The 17935-nt window shown below is 63.4% G+C and carries 14 protein-coding genes; 6 read left to right on the top strand and 8 right to left on the bottom strand.

Translation table 11 applies throughout. The features are described from left to right. Positions 1-93 precede the first annotated feature (93 nt). The 5 genes from BCAL_RS08450 to BCAL_RS08430 form a co-directional block, all read right to left on the bottom strand. Complete coding sequence (locus tag BCAL_RS08450) at positions 94-996, bottom strand: carbohydrate ABC transporter permease (RefSeq protein ID WP_043163841.1); 903 nt, start codon at positions 994-996, stop codon at positions 94-96. Then, the gene (locus BCAL_RS08445; protein WP_043163840.1) at positions 989-1921 is read right to left on the bottom strand and encodes a carbohydrate ABC transporter permease; all 933 of its coding nucleotides are present in this window, start codon (positions 1919-1921) and stop codon (positions 989-991) included. Before BCAL_RS08445 ends, BCAL_RS08450 begins: the two co-directional genes overlap by 8 nt. 241 nt (positions 1922-2162) lie before the next feature. Continuing rightward, complete coding sequence (gene trpD, locus BCAL_RS08440) at positions 2163-3218, bottom strand: anthranilate phosphoribosyltransferase (protein WP_043163839.1); 1056 nt, start codon at positions 3216-3218, stop codon at positions 2163-2165. 265 nt (positions 3219-3483) lie between these two features. Next, positions 3484-4224, bottom strand: a complete 741-nt coding sequence (locus tag BCAL_RS08435) for an MFS transporter (RefSeq protein WP_052118950.1) — start codon at positions 4222-4224, stop codon at positions 3484-3486. An 86-nt stretch (positions 4225-4310) separates the two neighbouring features. After that, positions 4311-6326 (bottom strand): glycosyl hydrolase 115 family protein, encoded by a 2016-nt coding sequence (locus BCAL_RS08430; RefSeq protein WP_052118949.1) that lies wholly within the window; start codon positions 6324-6326, stop codon positions 4311-4313. A 140-nt stretch (positions 6327-6466) separates the two neighbouring features. Between BCAL_RS08430 and BCAL_RS12335 the strand changes: the two genes are divergently transcribed. From BCAL_RS12335 to BCAL_RS13265, 5 genes are all read left to right on the top strand, one after another. Next, a complete protein-coding gene (locus BCAL_RS12335) occupies positions 6467-8713 on the top strand; it encodes an extracellular solute-binding protein (RefSeq protein ID WP_160268275.1) in 2247 nt (748 codons plus the stop codon). Positions 8714-8794: 81 nt separating this feature from the next. Continuing rightward, on the top strand, positions 8795-9031 hold the full coding sequence (locus tag BCAL_RS08420; protein ID WP_043163838.1) for a helix-turn-helix domain-containing protein: 237 nt from the start codon (positions 8795-8797) through the stop codon (positions 9029-9031). 11 nt (positions 9032-9042) lie between these two features. Beyond that, complete coding sequence (locus BCAL_RS12820; RefSeq protein ID WP_160268274.1) at positions 9043-9252, top strand: HipA N-terminal domain-containing protein; 210 nt, start codon at positions 9043-9045, stop codon at positions 9250-9252. Positions 9253-9313: 61 nt separating this feature from the next. Continuing rightward, positions 9314-9592 (top strand): hypothetical protein, encoded by a 279-nt coding sequence (locus BCAL_RS08415; RefSeq protein WP_160268273.1) that lies wholly within the window; start codon positions 9314-9316, stop codon positions 9590-9592. A 5-nt stretch (positions 9593-9597) separates the two neighbouring features. Beyond that, on the top strand, positions 9598-9741 hold the full coding sequence (locus BCAL_RS13265) for a hypothetical protein (protein WP_156101975.1): 144 nt from the start codon (positions 9598-9600) through the stop codon (positions 9739-9741). Positions 9742-9755: 14 nt separating this feature from the next. On the opposite strand, the gene BCAL_RS08410 is transcribed toward BCAL_RS13265, so the two are convergent. Together BCAL_RS08410 and BCAL_RS08405 are read right to left on the bottom strand one after the other, a co-directional pair. Beyond that, on the bottom strand, positions 9756-11726 hold the full coding sequence (locus BCAL_RS08410; protein WP_043163837.1) for a phage tail protein: 1971 nt from the start codon (positions 11724-11726) through the stop codon (positions 9756-9758). Continuing rightward, entirely contained in the window at positions 11723-13861 is a 2139-nt protein-coding gene (locus BCAL_RS08405; RefSeq protein WP_052118946.1) for an efflux RND transporter permease subunit, read from the bottom strand. Before BCAL_RS08405 ends, BCAL_RS08410 begins: the two co-directional genes overlap by 4 nt. Positions 13862-14023: 162 nt before the next feature. Between BCAL_RS08405 and BCAL_RS12330 the strand changes: the two genes are divergently transcribed. Next, positions 14024-14782, top strand: a complete 759-nt coding sequence (locus BCAL_RS12330) for a TetR-like C-terminal domain-containing protein (protein WP_152600280.1) — start codon at positions 14024-14026, stop codon at positions 14780-14782. 77 nt (positions 14783-14859) lie between these two features. Here BCAL_RS12330 and secA read toward each other — a convergent pair whose 3' ends face one another. Further along, a complete protein-coding gene (gene secA / locus BCAL_RS08395; protein WP_043163836.1) occupies positions 14860-17754 on the bottom strand; it encodes a preprotein translocase subunit SecA in 2895 nt (964 codons plus the stop codon). Between the last annotated feature and the right edge of the window lie 181 nt (positions 17755-17935).

The raw sequence follows: 17935 nt of genomic DNA, 5'->3' as shown, positions 1-17935 counted from the left end.
ATGGCATGGATGCGTGCGGCATCAAGGCGCACCGAGGGAAGACGTACGAAGGTACGTCGACTGAGGGGCAACGCGGATGACGCTCCATCCATGTCATTTCCCTCCGGTGGTGGCGATGCCCTGGACCAAGTACTTCTGGCCGAACGTGAACACAAGGAACAGCGGGATCAGGCTCACCACGCTCATCGCGAACATCGGGCCATAGCTGGACTGGGACTGCGCATCGATGAACGTACGCAGGGCGATCGGCACGGTGTACATGTCGGGCTTGGTCAGGTAGAGCAGCTGGCTGAAGAAGTCGTTCCACGTCCAGATGAACGTGAACACGGCGCAGGTGCCGATGGCGGGCTTCATCAGGGGCAGGAGCACCTGGAAGAAGATGCGCAGGTGGCCCGCGCCGTCGAGCTTGGCGGCCTCGTCGAGGTCACGCGGCAGGCCCCGCAGAAACTGGTAGAACAGGAACGTGAAGAACCCGTCCATCGCAAGGAACTTCGGCACGATCAGCGGCACGAACGTGTTGATCATGTGCAGCGAGTTCCACATGATGTACTGCGGGATGACGACCACGTGGATCGGGATCATGAGCATGAGCAGCATGAACCCGAACAGCACGCCGCGGAACCGGAAGTTGAGCCGGGCGAATGCGTAGGCGGCCATCGAGCAGGTGAGGATGTTGCCGATGATCGCGAACGCCACGATGATCAGCGAGTTGAGGATGTACCGGCCGAACGGGTAGCTCAGCGCGTTCCATCCGGCCGCGTAGTTCTCCCACACCGGATTGGTGACCAGCAGCCCCATGTTCGTGAAGATCTCGCTCTGCGGGCGCAGGGAGCTGACGATCATCCACAGGATCGGGTAGAGCATGACGATCGCGACCAGCAGCACTATGACCTGCTTGACTACGGCAACTACCACGCGGCCAATGCTGCGGCCGCGATTCGGCATCATGCCGGCGCCGGAACCAAGGTCGACGTTCTTCATAGAAATATCAGTCATCGTAATGTACCCAGAACTTGGAGAGAGCGAAATTGATTCCCGTGAGCACGGCCACGATCAGCACCATAATCCATGCCAGCGCGGAGGCGTATCCCATACGCAGGGAGGCGAATCCCTGCTGGTAGAGGTACAGGGTGTAGAACAGCGTCGAGTCGGACGGGCCGCCGGTGCCTCCGGAGACGACGTACGCCTGAGTGAACGTCTGGAACGAGTTGATCACGCTCATCACGAGGTTGAAGAAGATAATCGGGCTCAGCTGCGGCAAGGTGATCGCGGTGAACTGCTTCCACTTGCCGGCGCCGTCCACGCTGGCCGCCTCGTACAGCTCGCGCGGGATCTGGCGCAGACCGGCCAGGAAGATGACCATCGGGGAACCGAACTGCCAGACATGCAGGGCGATGAGCGTCCAGTTGGCGGTGTCCGGGTTGGCGATCCACGACATCGACGAGCTCGCGCCGAACAGGTTGATGAGCGCGTTGAACAGGCCATCGGAACCGAACACCATCTTCCACAGGACCGCCACGGCCACCGAGCCGCCGAGCATGGACGGCAGGTAGAACGCGGAACGGTAGAAGGCGAGTCCTCTCATGCCGCGGTCGAGCAGCACCGCGAGCGCGAGCGCCGCGACGAGCTGCAACGGCACCGAGATGACCACGTAGGTCAGCGTCACCTTGAGCGAGCTCAAAAACCTCGGGTCGATGAGCATGTGCCGATAGTTCATGAGGCCGACGAACTGCGGCGGCTTGATCATGTTGTACTTCGTGAACGAGATCACCAGCGAGTACAGCATCGGGATCAGGCTCAGGAAGATCGCGCCGATCAGCCACGGGGCAAGGAATCCCAACGCCACCTTGGTGTCCTTCGGCTTGTCCTTGGGCCGATGCCGGTTCTTCACCAGCGTCCCGAACTCAGTAAACGAACTCACGTTGTTCCTCCCGATATGCCGTAATCTCTGCCAACCCATGCCGTCATCGGCCGATTGCCAGTTTTTAGATTATTGGCGCAAGATGCTTCGTTGCCACTTGTTGCCATTGTTGCCGCATTGTGCAGTAACGAATGAAGGCCACCCCTTTTTTGATGGGGTGGCCTTCATGGAATCACATATCGGCACTACGACCGGGACTACGGTAAGTGCGCCCGGACGGGACGGCGCCTCCCGCTTCGGATCAGGCCTTGGACTTGGCGGTCTCGATCCACTTGTCGAGCAGGGCCTGGGCCTTGCCGGAGTCGACGGTCTCCTCGGCGAGCCTGTACGCCTCGCGGAACCGATCGGCCAGCGTGCCGTCGGCGGCATCGGAGATCAGATGGCCTTCGGCCACGATGGCGGACGCCGTGTTGAGCAGCGCGGTGGTGCGGGCCGGGATGTCCTTGCCGGCGAGGAAGTCGCGGAACGCGGCGGCGTTGACCTCGGGCTCGCCGCCTTTGAGCTGCGTGACGTCGATCTTCTCGAGTCCGAGCTCGACGGTCGGGTCGAATTCGGACTCGGTGACCTTGCCGTCGCGGATCTCCCACACGGAAACCGGGCCGGTGGGCGCGAGCTCGTCGAGCCCCTCGTGCGAGGTGTAGACCATGCCGGACTGACCGTTGGCCGCGTACACGGCGGCCATGATCGGGCTGACCTCGCGCTTGGCGCAGCCGATGGCCACATGAGCGGGCTTGGCCGGGTTGGTCAGCGGTCCGAGGACGTTGAACACGCACGGGATGCCGAGCGCGGCGCGGATCGGGCCGACGAAGCGCATGGCCGGGTGGAAGGTGCGGGCGAACGCGAAGGTGATACCGACCTCGTCGCCGACCTCGCCAACCGCCTCGGGCTTCAAGTCCAGCGGCAGGCCGAGCGCCTCAAGCACATCGGCGGCGCCGCACTTCGAGGAGGCGGCGCGGTTGCCGTGCTTGACGATCTTGACGCCGGCGGCCGCGGCGGCGACCGCACCCATCGTGGACAGGTTCACGGTGGAGAAGCCGTCGCCGCCGGTGCCGACGATGTCGGTGGTCTCGCCGGAGACGTTGAGCGGCACCGCGTGCGAGACCATGGCCTTGGCCGCGCCGGACACCTCCTCGGGCGTCAGGCCCAGCTGCTGCTGCATGGCGAGGGCCGCGCCCACGGCCGCCGGGTTCGCGTTGCCCTTCATCAGATCATCGACGAACCACTCGGACTCCTCGGCGCTCAGATGGTCTCCCCCGACCAGCTTGGTGAGAATCGACTTCCATGTGATCTCTGCCATTGTTCCTCCTTGGCGCTTCACGCGCCTTCATAACCCAAGTGACGGGCCTTATTCTAGCCGTCTCAGGTTTCCCGCTCCCCCGGCTTCCATATTGCAGAACCGAAGACATGGCAGGAACGCGGTAAAAAACACGATAAGGCAAGAGATGGTGTGGAGCACGTCTGCAACCGTACCCTGCACCATCTCCCACCCAAGCTCATCGGGATAACATCTTCATCGTGATCGGGACCTCACGATGCGCTCATCCCGAAACCTGCTACCGAGTTCACTCGGCGGCCTGCGGCCAGCACTTCTCGTACTTGACACCGGTAAGCTGCTCGACGACCTTCTTCGTGTTCGGGTCGACGTCGGCCTTCTTACCGCCGTTCTTGAGACGCTCGATCTCGGCGAGCAGGATGCCGTCGGTCTTCTTGTCAAGCTTGAAGGTAAGGGCGATACCCCACGCGATAAGCAGACCAATGATGACCCAGCCGATGCATACGAAGGCGATGCCATTCTGCGCGGCGACCGGCTGGTCCGGGTACTGCATCACGCCGGCGGCGTCCTTGGCCGGCTTGATGAAGCCGGTGGAGGCCAGGTAGATGCCAATGAAGGTGGTCGCAAGACCGGAGGTCAGCTTGCGGGTGAACGCCTTGAAACCGGAGAAGACACCAGTGCGGTTCTTGCCGGTGACGATCTCGTCGACGTCCGGGATGAACGGGAACACGTTCCACGGGATGAACCAGACCATGGCACGGAAGATGAGCCACCAGACGGTCACCACAAAGGCGAGCGCGGTCCAGGCACCTTCGGCGAGACTGCCCTGCGCCTGCCACAGACCGAGCAGACCGAGCAGACCGATGATGCCGCCGGCGAAGTTCAGGGAGTACATCTTGCGCGGGCCGAGCTTGGTGAACAGCCATCCGAAGGCCGGCTTGAGCGGCTCGCCAACGAGCGCGAAGCTCAGCAGCAGGGAACCGAAGGCGGCGTTCTTGTTCCAGTCGTAGATCACGAAGAACAGCCACACCTGACCGAAGATGTCGAGGAACGACTCAGACGGCCGGCTGAGCGCCCTCGACCGGCCTTACCCGTCGGACCGGGCCCTAAAACGGATCAGTTGGCCCACTTGGCCTTCATGGCCTCGAAGATCTCCTGATCGGTGGGGTGGTTCTCCATGTTCATGATGACGAACACGTCCTTCTCCCACTCCGGGTAGCAGAAGTCACGCAGCCACTGGAAGTAGTGCGGACCGTCGCCGACGCACCTGAGGTAGCCCATGAGCTGGCGGGCGACCCACGCGGACTGCTTGACGTCGGTCAGGCAGTCGTTGCGCCAGAAGTTGGCCCACACGCCGTGCTCGCGGTCGCGCATCGCGCGGTCGCCGGCGGTGAACTCCTCCGCGGCGAGACCTGCGTCGTAGAAGGCGTGCTGCCAGTCCTCGTCGTAGCCGGCGAGCAGGGCGTCGCATACGTGCACGGACGCGGCCACGGAGTGCTCGTAGATGCCGACCTCGACGCCGATGGAGTCGCGGATCAGCTCGGCGGCGTTGTCCTCGCCGCGCAGTTCGGCGGAGATGGCGGCGAGTTCGACATGATCGGCCAGATCGGCGTAACGCTCGGCTGCCGGGGCGATGAGTCCGCGGTAGAACTCGATCTGCTCCATGAGCGTGTCGGCCTCATGCATCCAGCGCAGATCCTGCGCCGGGGCGTTGCGGTCCCTGAGCCACTGGGTGATGAGCATGCGCGGCACGTGGTTGAAGTACTGCTCGCCGGCGTGGTCGTCCCAGTTCGGACCGTACTGCACGGCGGCCTTCCAGTACTCCTCGTACAGGTCGAACACGGCGTCGACGTTGTCCTTGCCGTAGTAGTCGGCGATGTAGTCCTTGGCGACCTTCTCGAAGTCGATCTTGCCGTCGCGCCAGATCGCGGCGATGAAGTTCAGGAAGTAGACGTGGGGCTTGATGTTGGAGGCGTTGACGATCCACACGTCGGCGCCGCCGTGCTCGATTACCTGCTCGAGCTCGCCGGCCACGAGGCGTGGGTCGTTGCAGATGTCGGTGATATGGTTGGCGGCCTGCAGGTCGTAGAAGCTCGCGTGGTAGTAGATGCCGTTGTCGCCGTCGTTCGTCGGCATGGCGGGCACACGCGGGTTGTTGTTCTCCTGGCGGCGGGAGACCATGCGGCCGAAGCCGTTGTCGGCCCAGATCTTGGCGACCTGCTTGGGGTAGGTCAGCACGCCGGCACGGTAGAGCTCCATGGCCTCGCCGTACAGGTAGATGCAGCACTGTGCGCCCGGATCGGCCTCCTGAACCATGTCGTACTGCTTCTGGATGATCTCGGAGAGCAGCTTGCCACGCGCCTCGTCGGTGGCGTAGCGCGGGTCGGAGTTCCAGAACGGCTGGTCGCCCTGGCCGCGGAAGCCGAGCGTCCAGACGGTGCGCTTGTCCTTCTGCGCCTCGATGGCCTCACGCCACAGCGCCTCGAAATGGGGGGCCTCCTCCGGCCACTTCGGTTGCACGCCCGGGTAGGCGGCGGCGAACATGCGGGCGCCGAGCGGGCAGGCGTGGTGCTGGTTGATGTAGAAGCCCATGTCCTGCGCGAGCTTCAGGTGCGGTTCGCCGCGCTGACCGGAGCCGGGGATCACCATGTTGCCGCCGAGGCGGTACACGGTCTCGAAGGCGAGCCTCCACGGCTTCTCCTTGTCGTTGTCGACCTGCCAGTCCTCGAGCAGCACCTCGTCGTTGACGAAGAAGCCCTTGTACTTGACGGCCGTGGGCTTCGAGATGAGCGTGAAGTCGTCCGCGACCTCGATGGACGGCACTGGCGTGAACTCCTGGTCGTTCCAGAACCAGAAGTCCTTGACGCCGAGGACCTCGCGGCTGACGGCGTACAGGCCGTAGATGAAGCCGAAGTCGTCTCCGGCGTGGATCTCGAGGTTGCCGTCCGAGACGCGCACCTCGTACGTCTCCAGGTTGTGCGGCTCCTCGACGAGCACGATGTTCGCGCCGACCGTCTCGGACGGGGCGATCGTCTTGCCCAAGTCGCGTTCGATGTCCTCGACGGCGAACGAGACGGCCTTCGACGGCGTCGCGCCGGTCACCGTCGTCGTGGACGTGATGGAAATGGACATGGTTCCTCCAAGTGAACTTGTCTCCTGCTTGTTTCACGGATCCTCGCGCTTCCACGCGCCGTTTCCGTTGACAGGAACCATATTCGCGCAGGTTCACACCCCGATTGCGCTTGTTGCCAAAGGTTGCCATAATGTTGCCCATGCGTCAGAAGATCACGATCTACGACATCGCCAAGGAGGCCGGCGTGAGCCCGTCGACGGTCTCGCGAGCCTTGTCCCAGCCGGGACGCATCTCCGCGAAGACCGAGTTTCGCATCCGCCGTATCGCCGAACAACTCGGATATCTTGCACCGGACGGAGACGCGGATGGCGGCAGGCTGCCCTCCACCGGCATGATGGCCGTCATCGTACCCACGCTGCGCAACTCGCTGTACGCCACCATCGCCAACACCCTGCAACGACGTCTGCAGACGAAGGGGTATGGACTGATCACGCTGGATACGGACGAGAAGCCGGCGGTCGAGCGCAAGGCCATGTCGTATGTGATGCGCAACGTGGACGGCGTGGCGCTGGTCTCCTCGCGTCTGAGCGAACCGGACATCCGCCGCATCATGCTCGTTAAACCGGTCATTCTGCTCAACCGGACGATCCCCGGGCTGGCGAGCGTCACCGTGGACGTGGCTGGAGCCATCGACGACGCGGCGCGCAGACTCAAGGAGTCGGGACACTCCTCCATCACCTATCTCGCCGGCCCGGCGGGTTCATGGTCGAACGAGTACCGCCGACGCTCAATCCGCGCGGCCGCGTTCCGCTACGACATGACCTACCGCGTGGTACGCGAATGCGACCCGAACCTTTCCGGCGGTGCCAAGGCGGTCGATCAGTACCTGGTCCGCCCCACGGATGCGGTGTTTGCGTTCAACGACTCGCTGGCGGCCGGCTTCGTCGCGGCAGTCCGGCGCGCAGGATTGCGCATCCCGGAGGACGTATCGGTCGTCGGCTTCGACAACATCGAAATGGGATCGCTCATCACGCCGACGCTCTCCACCATCGACATGCGGGGAGAGGATATGGCCAAGGCCGCGGCCGATGCGCTGACGAAAGCGACGCGCGAGGCCAGCGTGTTCAGACCGGAACCGGTCTCGCTGGACGCGCGGTTCATCGCACGCGATTCGATCAATCCGCGCAAGCGGTCGACGATGAAACTCGGACCATACGCGGAACTCACACGCTCGAGCGACACGATCGTGCTAACGATGCTGTCCAACGCGTTCAACGAGACCATGCCGCGCCTGAACGAGTTCATGCGCACGCATCCACGCATCGTCATCGATCCCATCGAGGGGCGTACGCAGGAGAACACGCTCGCCCTGTACTGGGAGCGCGTCATCAACCATCGTCCGGTGCCGGACATCGTCAACGTCGAGCGCACAGCGTTGCCGCAGTTGGCCGCGTCCGGCGCCCTGCAGGACATCTCCGGCGAGCGCATCGAACGCGAGATCGGCCCTCTGGTGGACAGGGCGGCATGGCAGTCGGCGCACTACGCGGGCAAGCTGTACGGCATTCCCGGCGACCAGTCGCAGACCGTGATGTTCTACCGGCATGACCTGATGGAACGGTACGGTCTGCAGGTACCCGCCACATGGGACGAGTTCTACGAGGAGGGCGTACGGCTCCACACCCGCAATCCGGGACGCTACCTGGGCGTCCTCGACACGACCGACGTGCAGCACTATCTGTCGTTCTTCCGCATGGCGGGCACGAAACCGTGGGTCGTCGAGGATGATTCGACGATCCGGTTCCAGATGACCGACGATCGGGTGCGTTTCGTGGCCGGGTTCCTCCAACAATGCCTCGACGACGGGGTGCTGTGCGCCGAGCCATTGTGGGACAACCGGTATATGCTGCCCGCCTCGGGCAAGTATCTGACGGTGACGTACGCGAACTGGCTTGGCAAGATCCTCGCCGCCTCGTATCCCGCGGACAAGGGACTGTGGAAGGTGGCGTTGCCGCCCGGCTTCGTCGACCTGAGTCAGACGATGACGGCGGAGATCGGTGGTTCGACGGTGGCGATCAGCGCTGGACTGCCGCCAGCGCGCCAGCGTGCGGCGTTGACGTTCATCCGCTGGTTCCAGCTCGACCCCACGTCGATCGAGCTTCGCGCGCCGGGCGGCGTGTCCGCGGCGGCCGGCTATGTGGAGGATCTGACCCGCCGCGGCACCATGGACCCGTATTTCAACCAGTCGATCTATGACGTGTATGCCAAGTCCGCGGCGCGTGTGAACCGTGACTGGGACAACCTGCCGTTCTTCAGCCAGCTGGATGCGGAGTTCACCCGTCTGGTCGCGCCCGCCCTTCGCCCCGGCGGCCGCAGCGACGACCGTCTGGACGAGTGGGAGCGTCGCCTCAAGCTCTACGCCACCTCGCAGGGCTTCACCGTGAAATGAACGAAATGTGCACTATTTCGCACATGACCGCAGCAGGTGAATTATTTTGCACATTGAGTGATGAGGTGATGTATTTTTCACATGCTTATCGGGAACACGGAGGGATTCGCCCGCCTCATCCGCAGCGAGCGCCGCAGCAAAGGCATCAGCCAGTCGCAGATGGCCGAACAGCTGGGCGTATCGCGCCGCTGGCTGATCGAATTCGAGCAGGGCCGCGTGCCGAACCCCGGATTCGCTACCATACTCAATGCGCTCGCGCTCCTCGGTCTTTCACTTAACGTGCAGAAGACACCACAATCTCCGATGCCCCCCCTATGAATGGTGACCATATGACAGAGCAGAAACTCTATGCGTTCCTCGGAGAAACCCCCGTCGGGGAATTCACACGAAGCACGAACGGGACGATCGCCTTCCACTACTTCGACGGTTATCGATGGTCGGATAACCCCACACCCATCTTGCTTTCAATGCCGCTCGCGCAGGAAACCCACACAGGAACCGTAGCGGCGAATTTCCGTGAGAATGGCGCCCTTATATGACCTCGCCTCGATCTACCCATACCTCGGCCATGGATCCATAGGCGCGAGTACGACGCTGGCGATGACCATCGGCGGCAGGCGGAATCTCCTTCAGCTCCGCCGCAAACATCTGGAACGGTTCGCCTCACGCATGGGCCTGCCGGCCGAAGATGTTCTCCATAGATTCGCGACACTCACCCGACGCATGCCCGACGCATTCGAACGAGCTGTCGCCGAACAGCAGACAATAGACGGCAGTTATGCGAGCACGGTAGGTGCAACTCTCATCGACGACTATCGCAAACGACTGCTCATGACCTATGACGAAGCGATGCACTGGTTGACGGAGTCCGCATCCTGAGCACAATGCCGACCGTCGTCCGTCCGATTCCTCCTGCGACGGAATCGGACGGACGACGGTCGGTTGCATTCGCGTACTGGTCGCAGCTCACCGAATGGCAACGCGGCATCATCGGCTACGCCCAATCCCACGGCTTCCGGGTGAAGTGAGATGCCGCGAACCGCTACTTGCCGATGCCGGGCAGGACGTAGGTGAACTGAACACGGTCCACGGCGGTGTTGGCGGAGGCGACGAACGAATGCACCTTGAAGCCCTTGCCAAGTTTCTCGTCGATGGTCTTCTGCAGTTCGTCGAGCACCTTGTCGTCCATGCCCTTGACGGAGTCGGCGAGCTCACGGGCGCCGTCGTCAAGCCGGTCTGCGCCGTCGGCGGCGGAGGCGGCCCCCGAGGCGAGAGTGCGCGCGCCCGAGTCCGCCGCAGCGGCCCCAGTGGCGAGGCTGTTGGCGCCGTCACGCGCGGCCGACAGGCCCTTCGCCAGCTCCTCGGCACCGGAGGCGGCGGATTGCGCCCCCGTGTTGAGCTGTCCGATGGCGGTGTGCATCGATGCCAACCCGTTGGCCAGTTGCGCAAGGGACGCCTGCGTGGCCGCGGAGTCGTCTGACGAACCGTTGGACGAACCGTTGGACGAACCGTTCACCTTCGCGTCGAGCTGATCCACTCCCCCGCTCAGTTGGCCGATGCCGGAGGAGATGCCCGCGTAACCGTCAAGCGCCTGTCCAAGCGCCTGATACTGCCCTTTGGCGTTCTCCACCTGCGTCATGGCGGTCACGGCCTTGTCGAGCGCCGCGATGGCCTGAGCGTCGCCGGGGTTCTGCTTCACGGCGGCCAACGCCTGGGCATACGCCTGTCGCGACGCCGTCTCGGCTGCATCAATGTCGCCGCCGACCTGTGCGAGGATCGTCTGTTGGCCGTCGGCGAGCGCCTGACGGTACTGTCCATCCCCCTGCTTCAGGGCGTCCGTCCCCTGTTTGAGCGTGGTGACGCCCTGCGAGAGGGCCGTGATCTGTTCGGGCAGTCCCTTGACGCCTGCGCTCATGCGTCCGCTGGCATCGTACAGTTGCGTCAGTCCGTCGGCCAGCTGCCGGTTGCCCTGCGCAAGCGCTCCGGCGCCTTGGGCGAGCGTTTCCGTTCCGCCGGCGAGGGATTGCGCGCCGCGGTTGAGTTCGGTGGTTCCGGTGGCGAGCGAACCGATTCCCCGGCTCAGTTCCCGGTTGCCTTGGGCGAGGGATGTCGTGCCGTCCGCCAGCTGCGCGGTGGCGTCGCCGAGTTTGCCGGTCTGCTCGGTGAGCTGCGAGGTGTCCTGATCGCGCACATCCAATGCCATGTCGAGGCTCATCGCGGTGATCTGCCATCCGGAGCTGGTGAAGTCCTTGGCCCGGCCGCGGATGGTGAACGTTCCGGTTTCCCCGGGCAGGACCATGCCGGAGACGACGGTGTTGCCGCCGGATTGAGCGAGGGCGGCGTCACCGGCGTCGGTGATGTCGAACGCATCCTGCGGGAACGTGCCCTGTGCCTGGATCACATAGGCGTCGGCGAATTCCCGGGTCGCCTTGTCGGCGGATTCGTTGGGCGCGATGCGCAGGGTCATGGCGAGTTCGCCGTCAGCCCCGTCCAGCTCCTTGGCGTCGACGGCCTTGCCGTCCAGCGTGTAGTCGACGCTGACGTTCCAGGGCAGTGCGGTGTCGGCCTTGAGATCACCCTGATAGTAGAACGGTTTGTTCTCGAGGGTGGTGACGTCCACCTTGCCGTTTGTCTCCTTGAGTTTGGCATCTGTGGTGAGGTTCGTGATCTTGGTGTATGAGCCCGGGTCCTGGACGGTGCGTGACTGACCGGCGTCGAAGGTGTTGACCACGTAGATGCCGGAGACGGAGCCGTTGGCCTTGGTTTTGATGTAGACGGTCTCGTCCTTGCCGTTTCCCTCTGCACTATTGCCCCCATTGTCGTTCGCCGGAGTCGCCACTGCCGTGGTGTGTACGGATGCTTGGGGCTCGTCCGCGGCATTCGCCGAGGACAACGCTGGAACCGTGAGGAGCACGGCTGCGAGGAATGCGGCGATGGTGGGCGCGAGGATTCTTCTGACCGTCGTACGTCGACGGCCTGCGATGGGGTTCGGGGTGTTGTCGGTCGTGGTCATCGTGTGATCTCCTTCGTGTGGTGGGTGGTGGTATCGGTCGTCAATTGGGTGGCGGATTGTTCGTCGTCGCGGAGGCCCAGTCCGATCGAGGTGCGTCGTATCATCCAGTCGGATATGCGGAACAGCCATGGCAGCAGCAGGAACATGAGCAGCATCGAGACGAGGGCACCGCGGGAGATGAGCAGGCCGATCTCGCTGATCACGCCGTTGGAGGCGATGCGCCACACGGCGAATCCGGCGCTGATGAGGATCGTGGCCGAGGTGAGGATCGTGATCGCGGAGTGCTGGATGGACAGGCGTGTCGCCTCACGTGGCCCGTGCCGTCGTCGCTGGTCCAAATATTCACGTGTGTAGATGATGCCGTAGTCGACGGCCGCTCCCAGCTGCACGGCCTCGATGACGAGGTATCCGATGTAGTTGATGGTGTCGCCGGTCACGTATGGCACGGCGAGGTTGAGCCAGATCGAGATCTCGATGGCGAGCAGCACCACGACCGGGATCGTGATCGACCGGAATACGATGAGCAGCACGAGCGCGATGCTGCCGATGGAGAACAAACGCACCTTGCCGGTGTCGGCGCGCACCACGTCCCTCAGATCGTAGGTGCTCACCGTCGTGCCGACCAGTCGGTAGTCCTCGCCGTAATGACGAGCGACGGTGTCACGCACCTCGGGCACGAGCGCGTAGGCGTCCTTCGATTCGGTCTGCACGTCCATCGATACGACGAGACGCGACCATCCGTGCGAGATGAGCTGGTCCAGCTGATTGCCGGGGACGATGGCGGTCGGCATCGCCCTGCCGGCCATGGTGATGTACGAGGTGACGTCAGTGACGTGCGGCAGCTGTTCGACGTCGTCGATGACGGCCTGCTCATCCGACCATCGTCCTTCGGGGACCATGATGACCCATGTCTCCGAGCGACCGAAGGCGTCGTTGATGTGGTCGGCGTCGGATTTGAGCCGGCTGCCCGGCTGCACGAAGTCGGCCGAGCCGTAGATGAAGTCATTGCGATCCTGCGCCACATAGGCGGGAACGGCGGCGATGAGGATCGCCAGCGCCGCCGGCAGGGCGATGCGCATCGAGACTCGCGCGAACCAGGAGAACGAGGGCATAAGATACCTGTGCTCCAGTGCGTTCAACGGTTTGAGACACACGAGGATCAGGCAGGGCATGAGCATCATGATCGACAGGAAGCTGAACACAATGCCCTTGGAGAGCACGATGCCCATGTTCACGCCGATGCCGAAGCGCATGACCGTCAGCGAGAGGAATCCGAAGAAGGTGACGGCCGCCGAGCTCAGGATCACCGTGAAACTGCGGATCACTGTCTCGGTCATCGCCTTGACCGGCGTGGCGCCGGGCATTTCCTTCTCCACTCTGCGGAACGTGTGCAGCAGCACGATCGCGTAGTCCATGGACACGGCGAGCTGAAGGATCGCTCCGCAGATCTGGCTTACGAAGCTGATCTCGCCGAGTATGATGTTCGACCCCATGTTCATTACGATCGCGACGCCGATGACGATGAGGAAGATCACCGGCTCGAACCATGAATGCGAGGTGATGAGCAGGATGCCGACGACGATCGCCACGGCGATGGCCATGATCAGCACGATCTCGGTGGCGGTGGATCCCTGCGCCTCGGCCGTGGTGACGCCGTCACCGGTCATCGTCACGCGCGCCGCATGCGCTTGTTCGGCCACGGCCCGGGCCTCGGGCACCGCGTCAACCAGCTTGGACGAGTCGATGGTCAGCTGGTAGAGATACCCCTTGTCCGTTTTCCACGAAGAGACGGTGTCGGCGTCCTGGATCTCCGCCGGCGCCTTGGTGTCGACGACCGAGCCGAGCCACATGACCTCATCGACGCCGTCGATGTCGGCCAGATCGTCGGCGAGCCGGTCCGCCTGCGTTGCGGTGATGCCCTCGGCGTACAGGCGCGCGTTCGGCACACCCGCGTCGAAGGACGCCTTCATGTCGTCGAGCGCCACGACCGACGGGGCATCCTTCGGCAGGTAGTCGGCGAACGAATAGTTGACTTTGACCTGTGGATAGGCGATCGCCCCGAGTATCGTCAGCATCGCGAAGACGACGATCACGATGACGCGATGTTTCAGAAAGCCGTTGATGATCCGTCGCACCGGATACCCCCTGACAGTTTCCTTACAGTCGTGTGTTTTACTACAACTGTTGCTTTACGGGGTATCATTACTGGAGAAGTCGGATTGCCCTGCAACCATCACCTTGGGCATCTTCCGATGGATAAGCTACGAACATGACCGACACCTGTAGGAAAAACTACAATGACCACTAAAAATGACGTTAAAATGGATCGTCGAACACGACGTACACGTCTTCTTCTGCAGGAGGCGCTGCTACGTCTGCTGGCCGACAAGCCCCTGAACCGGATCACGGTCACCGAACTGACGGAACTGGCCGACGTCAACCGCGTCACGTTCTACGCGCACTACCACGATGTATACGACATGTTCGACCAGCTCAGGCTCGACCTGATCGAGATGTACACGGACATGACGTACCGGCACACTCAGGAGATGTGCAACGGCGACTACCGTCCGTTCATTCGCGAGGTCTACATGTCGCTGGACGGGCGGGAGCAGCTCCTCTCGCTGCTGTCGACGCCGTCCGGTGGCAATCTGTACGCGGACATCATCGATGCGATCTCCAAGGTCTGCACCGAGACGGTCGCCCCGCAGATCACTCTGGGAATAGGAGGGGCCTCCGGCCGCGCCATTGGGATCGACGGCGCGGCCGCCGCGGACGACGCGTCCAGTACTGATGAGACGACGACTGATCAGATGACGGTTGACCCGACGATGGTTGACCCGACAATGGCGAAGACGATCAGCGACTACCAGTTCGGCTACATCGCCGGAGGGGTCGTGAACATGCTCAAGGACTGGTTCCGTCGGGGTAGACGGGAGTCCATCGAACTCATGGTCGGCATGACCTCGAACCTGATCTCGCATTCGGGGCGCGAGGTCTACCGGGAGAACCTGAAACTGCTCGAGAGGATGCCGGGAACAGCAGGAACACACTGAACGGATACGGGAAAGCCCCGCCGATTCATCATCACGTGAACCCGCGGGGCTTTCTTCATCCGTGCAGGGCGGTCAGCTCACTGCTCGTTCTGGCCGTGGCACATCTTGTACTTACGGCCGGAACCGCACGGGCACAGCGCGTTCTTGCCGGTGCCGGGGAACGTGCGGCCGTCGGCCCACGGGGTCTTGAGCTCCTCGTTCTTCGGACGCTTGTTGGCCGGGACCTTGCCTTCGGCGTGGCTGATCGGGGCCGGGCCGGAGATGGCGGACGTGGCCTCGCCGGCCTCGGAGGCCTTCGCGGCCTCGGCGATCGCCTGCTTCTCCTCGGCGCTCTCCTCCTCGGCTTCGGTCTCACCCTCGCCTTCGGCTGCCTCGGCGGCGGTCTCGCCGTTCTCGTCCGGACCGGTGGCCTGGGCCGCATCGGCGGATGCGGCCTGCTCGGCCTGCTCTTCGGCGTCCTCGGTCCTGGCGATCTGCTGGATGTCGACGTGGAACAGCAGCTGGACGGTCTCCTCCTTGATCGCGTCGATCATGGAGTTGTACATCTGGTAGCCCTCGCGCTGGTATTCGACCAGCGGGTCGCGCTGGCCCATGCCGCGCAGGCCGATGCCGTCCTTGAGGTAGTCCATCTCGTAGAGGTGCTCGCGCCACTTGCGGTCGAGCACGGCGAGCACGACGCGGCGCTCGAGCTGGCGCAGCCCGTCGGCGCCGAGCTTGTCCTCGAATTCGGCGTACTTGGCCTTGGCGTCGGCGACGATCACGTCGCGCACGGCCTCGACGGCCTTCTCACCCTTCTTGCCTTCGGCGGCCTTCTCGGCCTCCTCGACGGTCACGTCGGTCGGCAGGACGGTGTTGAGCGCCTTGAACAGGCCCTCCCAATCCCAGTCCTTCGGCTTGTCGGAACCGTTGTTGGCGCCCTTGACGTAGCTCTCCACGGTGTCGGAGATGAAGCGCTCGATGTCCTCGTGGATGTCTTCGCCCTTGAGCACCGCCTGACGCTCGGCGTAGATGACGGTGCGCTGCTTGTTCATCACATCGTCGTACTTGAGGACGTTCTTACGGATCTCGAAGTTCTGCGACTCGCGCGCCTTCTGCGCGGTGCGCACGCCCTTGGAGACGCTCTTGGAGTGGATCGGCTCGCCCTCGGGCAGGCCCTTGGCCATCACACGGGCGACGAGCTGCGTGTTGAACAGACGCATCAGGTCATCCTCGAGGGACAGGTAGAAGCGGGACTCGCCCGGATCGCCCTGACGGCCGGAACGACCGCGCAGCTGGTTGTCGATTCGACGGGACTCGTGGCGTTCGGTGCCCAGCACGTACAGACCGCCGAGCTCCTTGACCTCCTCGTGCTCGTCCTTGACCTGGGCCTTGACTTCGTTCAGGGTGCCCGGCCAGCGCTTCTCGTACTCCTCCGGGGTGTCCTCCGGCGAGTAGCCCTCGGACTTGAGCTTGGCGTCGGCGAGGAACTCGACGTTGCCGCCGAGCATGATGTCGGTACCACGGCCGGCCATGTTGGTGGCCACGGTGACGGCACCCTTGCGGCCGGCGACCGCGACGATCGCGGCCTCCTTGTCGTGCTGCTTGGCGTTGAGGACCTGATGGGGGATGTTGGCGACGTCGAGCAGCGTGGAGACGACCTCGGAGCTCTCGACGGACGCGGTGCCGAGCAGGACCGGCTGGCCCTTGGCATGGCGGGCGGCGACGTCCTTGATGACGGCGGCGAGCTTCTCCTTCTTGGTGCGGAAGATGAAGTCGTCCTGGTCCTTGCGGATCATCGGACGGTTGGTCGGGATCGGCAGCACGCCCAGCTTGTAGGTGCTCATGAACTCGGCCGCCTCGGTCTCGGCGGTACCGGTCATGCCGGAGAGCTTGTCGTACATGCGGAAGTAGTTCTGCAGGGTGATGGTGGCGAAGGTCTGGTTCTCGGCCTTGACCTCCACGCCCTCCTTGGCCTCGATGGCCTGGTGCAGGCCCTCGTTGTAGCGGCGGCCCGGCAGCACACGGCCGGTGTGCTCGTCGACGATGAGGACCTCGCCGTGGGTGACGACGTAGTCGCGGTCGCGCAGGAACAGCTCCTTGGCCTTGATGGCGTTGTTGAGGTAGCCGATCAGGGCGGTGTTGGCCGGCTCGTACAGGTTGTCGATGCCGAGGAAGTCCTCGACCTTGGTGATGCCCGGGTCCTTGATGCCGACGACCTTCTTCTTCTCGTCGACCTCGTAGTCCTCGTCGCGGGTGAGCTTCAGGACCAGCTTGGCGAAGGTGCGGTACCAGCGGGTCACGTCGCCCTCGGCAGGGCCGGAGATGATCAACGGGGTACGGGCCTCGTCGATGAGGATGGAGTCGACCTCGTCGACGATGGCGAAGTGGTGGCCGCGCTGCACCAGCTCGTTCTTCTCCCACGCCATGTTGTCGCGCAGGTAGTCGAAGCCGAACTCGTTGTTGGTGCCGTAGGTGATGTCGGCGTTGTACTGCTTGCGGCGCTCCGGCGGCTTCTGCTCGGTGAGGATGCAGCCGACGTTCATGCCGAGGAAGCGGTAGATGCGGCCCATCAGCTCGCTCTGGTAGCTGGCGAGGTAGTCGTTAACGGTGACGACGTGGACGCCCTTGCCCTCAAGCGCGTTCAGGTACGCCGGCAGGGTGGCGACCAGGGTCTTGCCCTCACCGGTCTTCATCTCGGCGATGTTGCCCCAATGCAGGGCGGCACCGCCCATGAGCTGCACGTCGAAATGACGCTGGCCGAGGGTGCGCTTGGAGACCTCGCGCACGGTGGCGAACGCCTCAGGCATGATGTCGTCGAGCTTCTTGCCGTTGTCGAGCTGCTGCTTGAACTTGGGCGTCTGGGCCTTGAGCTCCTCGTCGGAGAGCGCCGAGATCTCATCCTCGAGCGCGTTCACGGCCTTGGCCACGCCCTCGAGCTTCTTGATCTGGCGGCCTTCGCCCATGCGCAGGGCCTTATCAACGATATCTACCACTATTCGCTCCTGTGTCGTTCCTTCGTTCCGCAGCCCGCCCCGCCATCCCCGTTGTCCACGTGGATTTCGAAAAGGCGTGCGGCGGACACACTGCCGACCATCATACGCGACATTGCCGATAACGTGGGCATATTCCCATATTCGGTCGCGCACGTGAAAATACGATGAGGTCCCCGCAACC

The organism is Bifidobacterium callitrichos DSM 23973 (genome assembly GCF_000741175.1).
Taxonomy (GTDB): domain Bacteria; phylum Actinomycetota; class Actinomycetes; order Actinomycetales; family Bifidobacteriaceae; genus Bifidobacterium; species Bifidobacterium callitrichos.
This window is presented reverse-complemented; position numbering and strand designations above follow the sequence as displayed.

Bases quoted from the DNA above. Each gene is read 5' to 3' on its own strand.
- BCAL_RS08430 (WP_052118949.1), bottom strand. From the start codon at position 6,326: ATGTCCATTTCCATCACGTCCACGACGACGGTGACCGGCGCGACGCCG.
- BCAL_RS12820 (WP_160268274.1), top strand. From the start codon at position 9,043: ATGACAGAGCAGAAACTCTATGCGTTCCTCGGAGAAACCCCCGTCGGG.
- BCAL_RS08415 (WP_160268273.1), top strand. From the start codon at position 9,314: ATGACCATCGGCGGCAGGCGGAATCTCCTTCAGCTCCGCCGCAAACAT.
- BCAL_RS08410 (WP_043163837.1), bottom strand. From the start codon at position 11,726: ATGACCACGACCGACAACACCCCGAACCCCATCGCAGGCCGTCGACGT.
- BCAL_RS13265 (WP_156101975.1), top strand. From the start codon at position 9,598: ATGCCGACCGTCGTCCGTCCGATTCCTCCTGCGACGGAATCGGACGGA.
- BCAL_RS08450 (WP_043163841.1), bottom strand. From the start codon at position 996: ATGACTGATATTTCTATGAAGAACGTCGACCTTGGTTCCGGCGCCGGC.
- BCAL_RS12330 (WP_152600280.1), top strand. From the start codon at position 14,024: ATGACCACTAAAAATGACGTTAAAATGGATCGTCGAACACGACGTACA.
- trpD (WP_043163839.1), bottom strand. From the start codon at position 3,218: ATGGCAGAGATCACATGGAAGTCGATTCTCACCAAGCTGGTCGGGGGA.
- BCAL_RS08420 (WP_043163838.1), top strand. From the start codon at position 8,795: ATGCTTATCGGGAACACGGAGGGATTCGCCCGCCTCATCCGCAGCGAG.
- BCAL_RS12335 (WP_160268275.1), top strand. From the start codon at position 6,467: ATGCGTCAGAAGATCACGATCTACGACATCGCCAAGGAGGCCGGCGTG.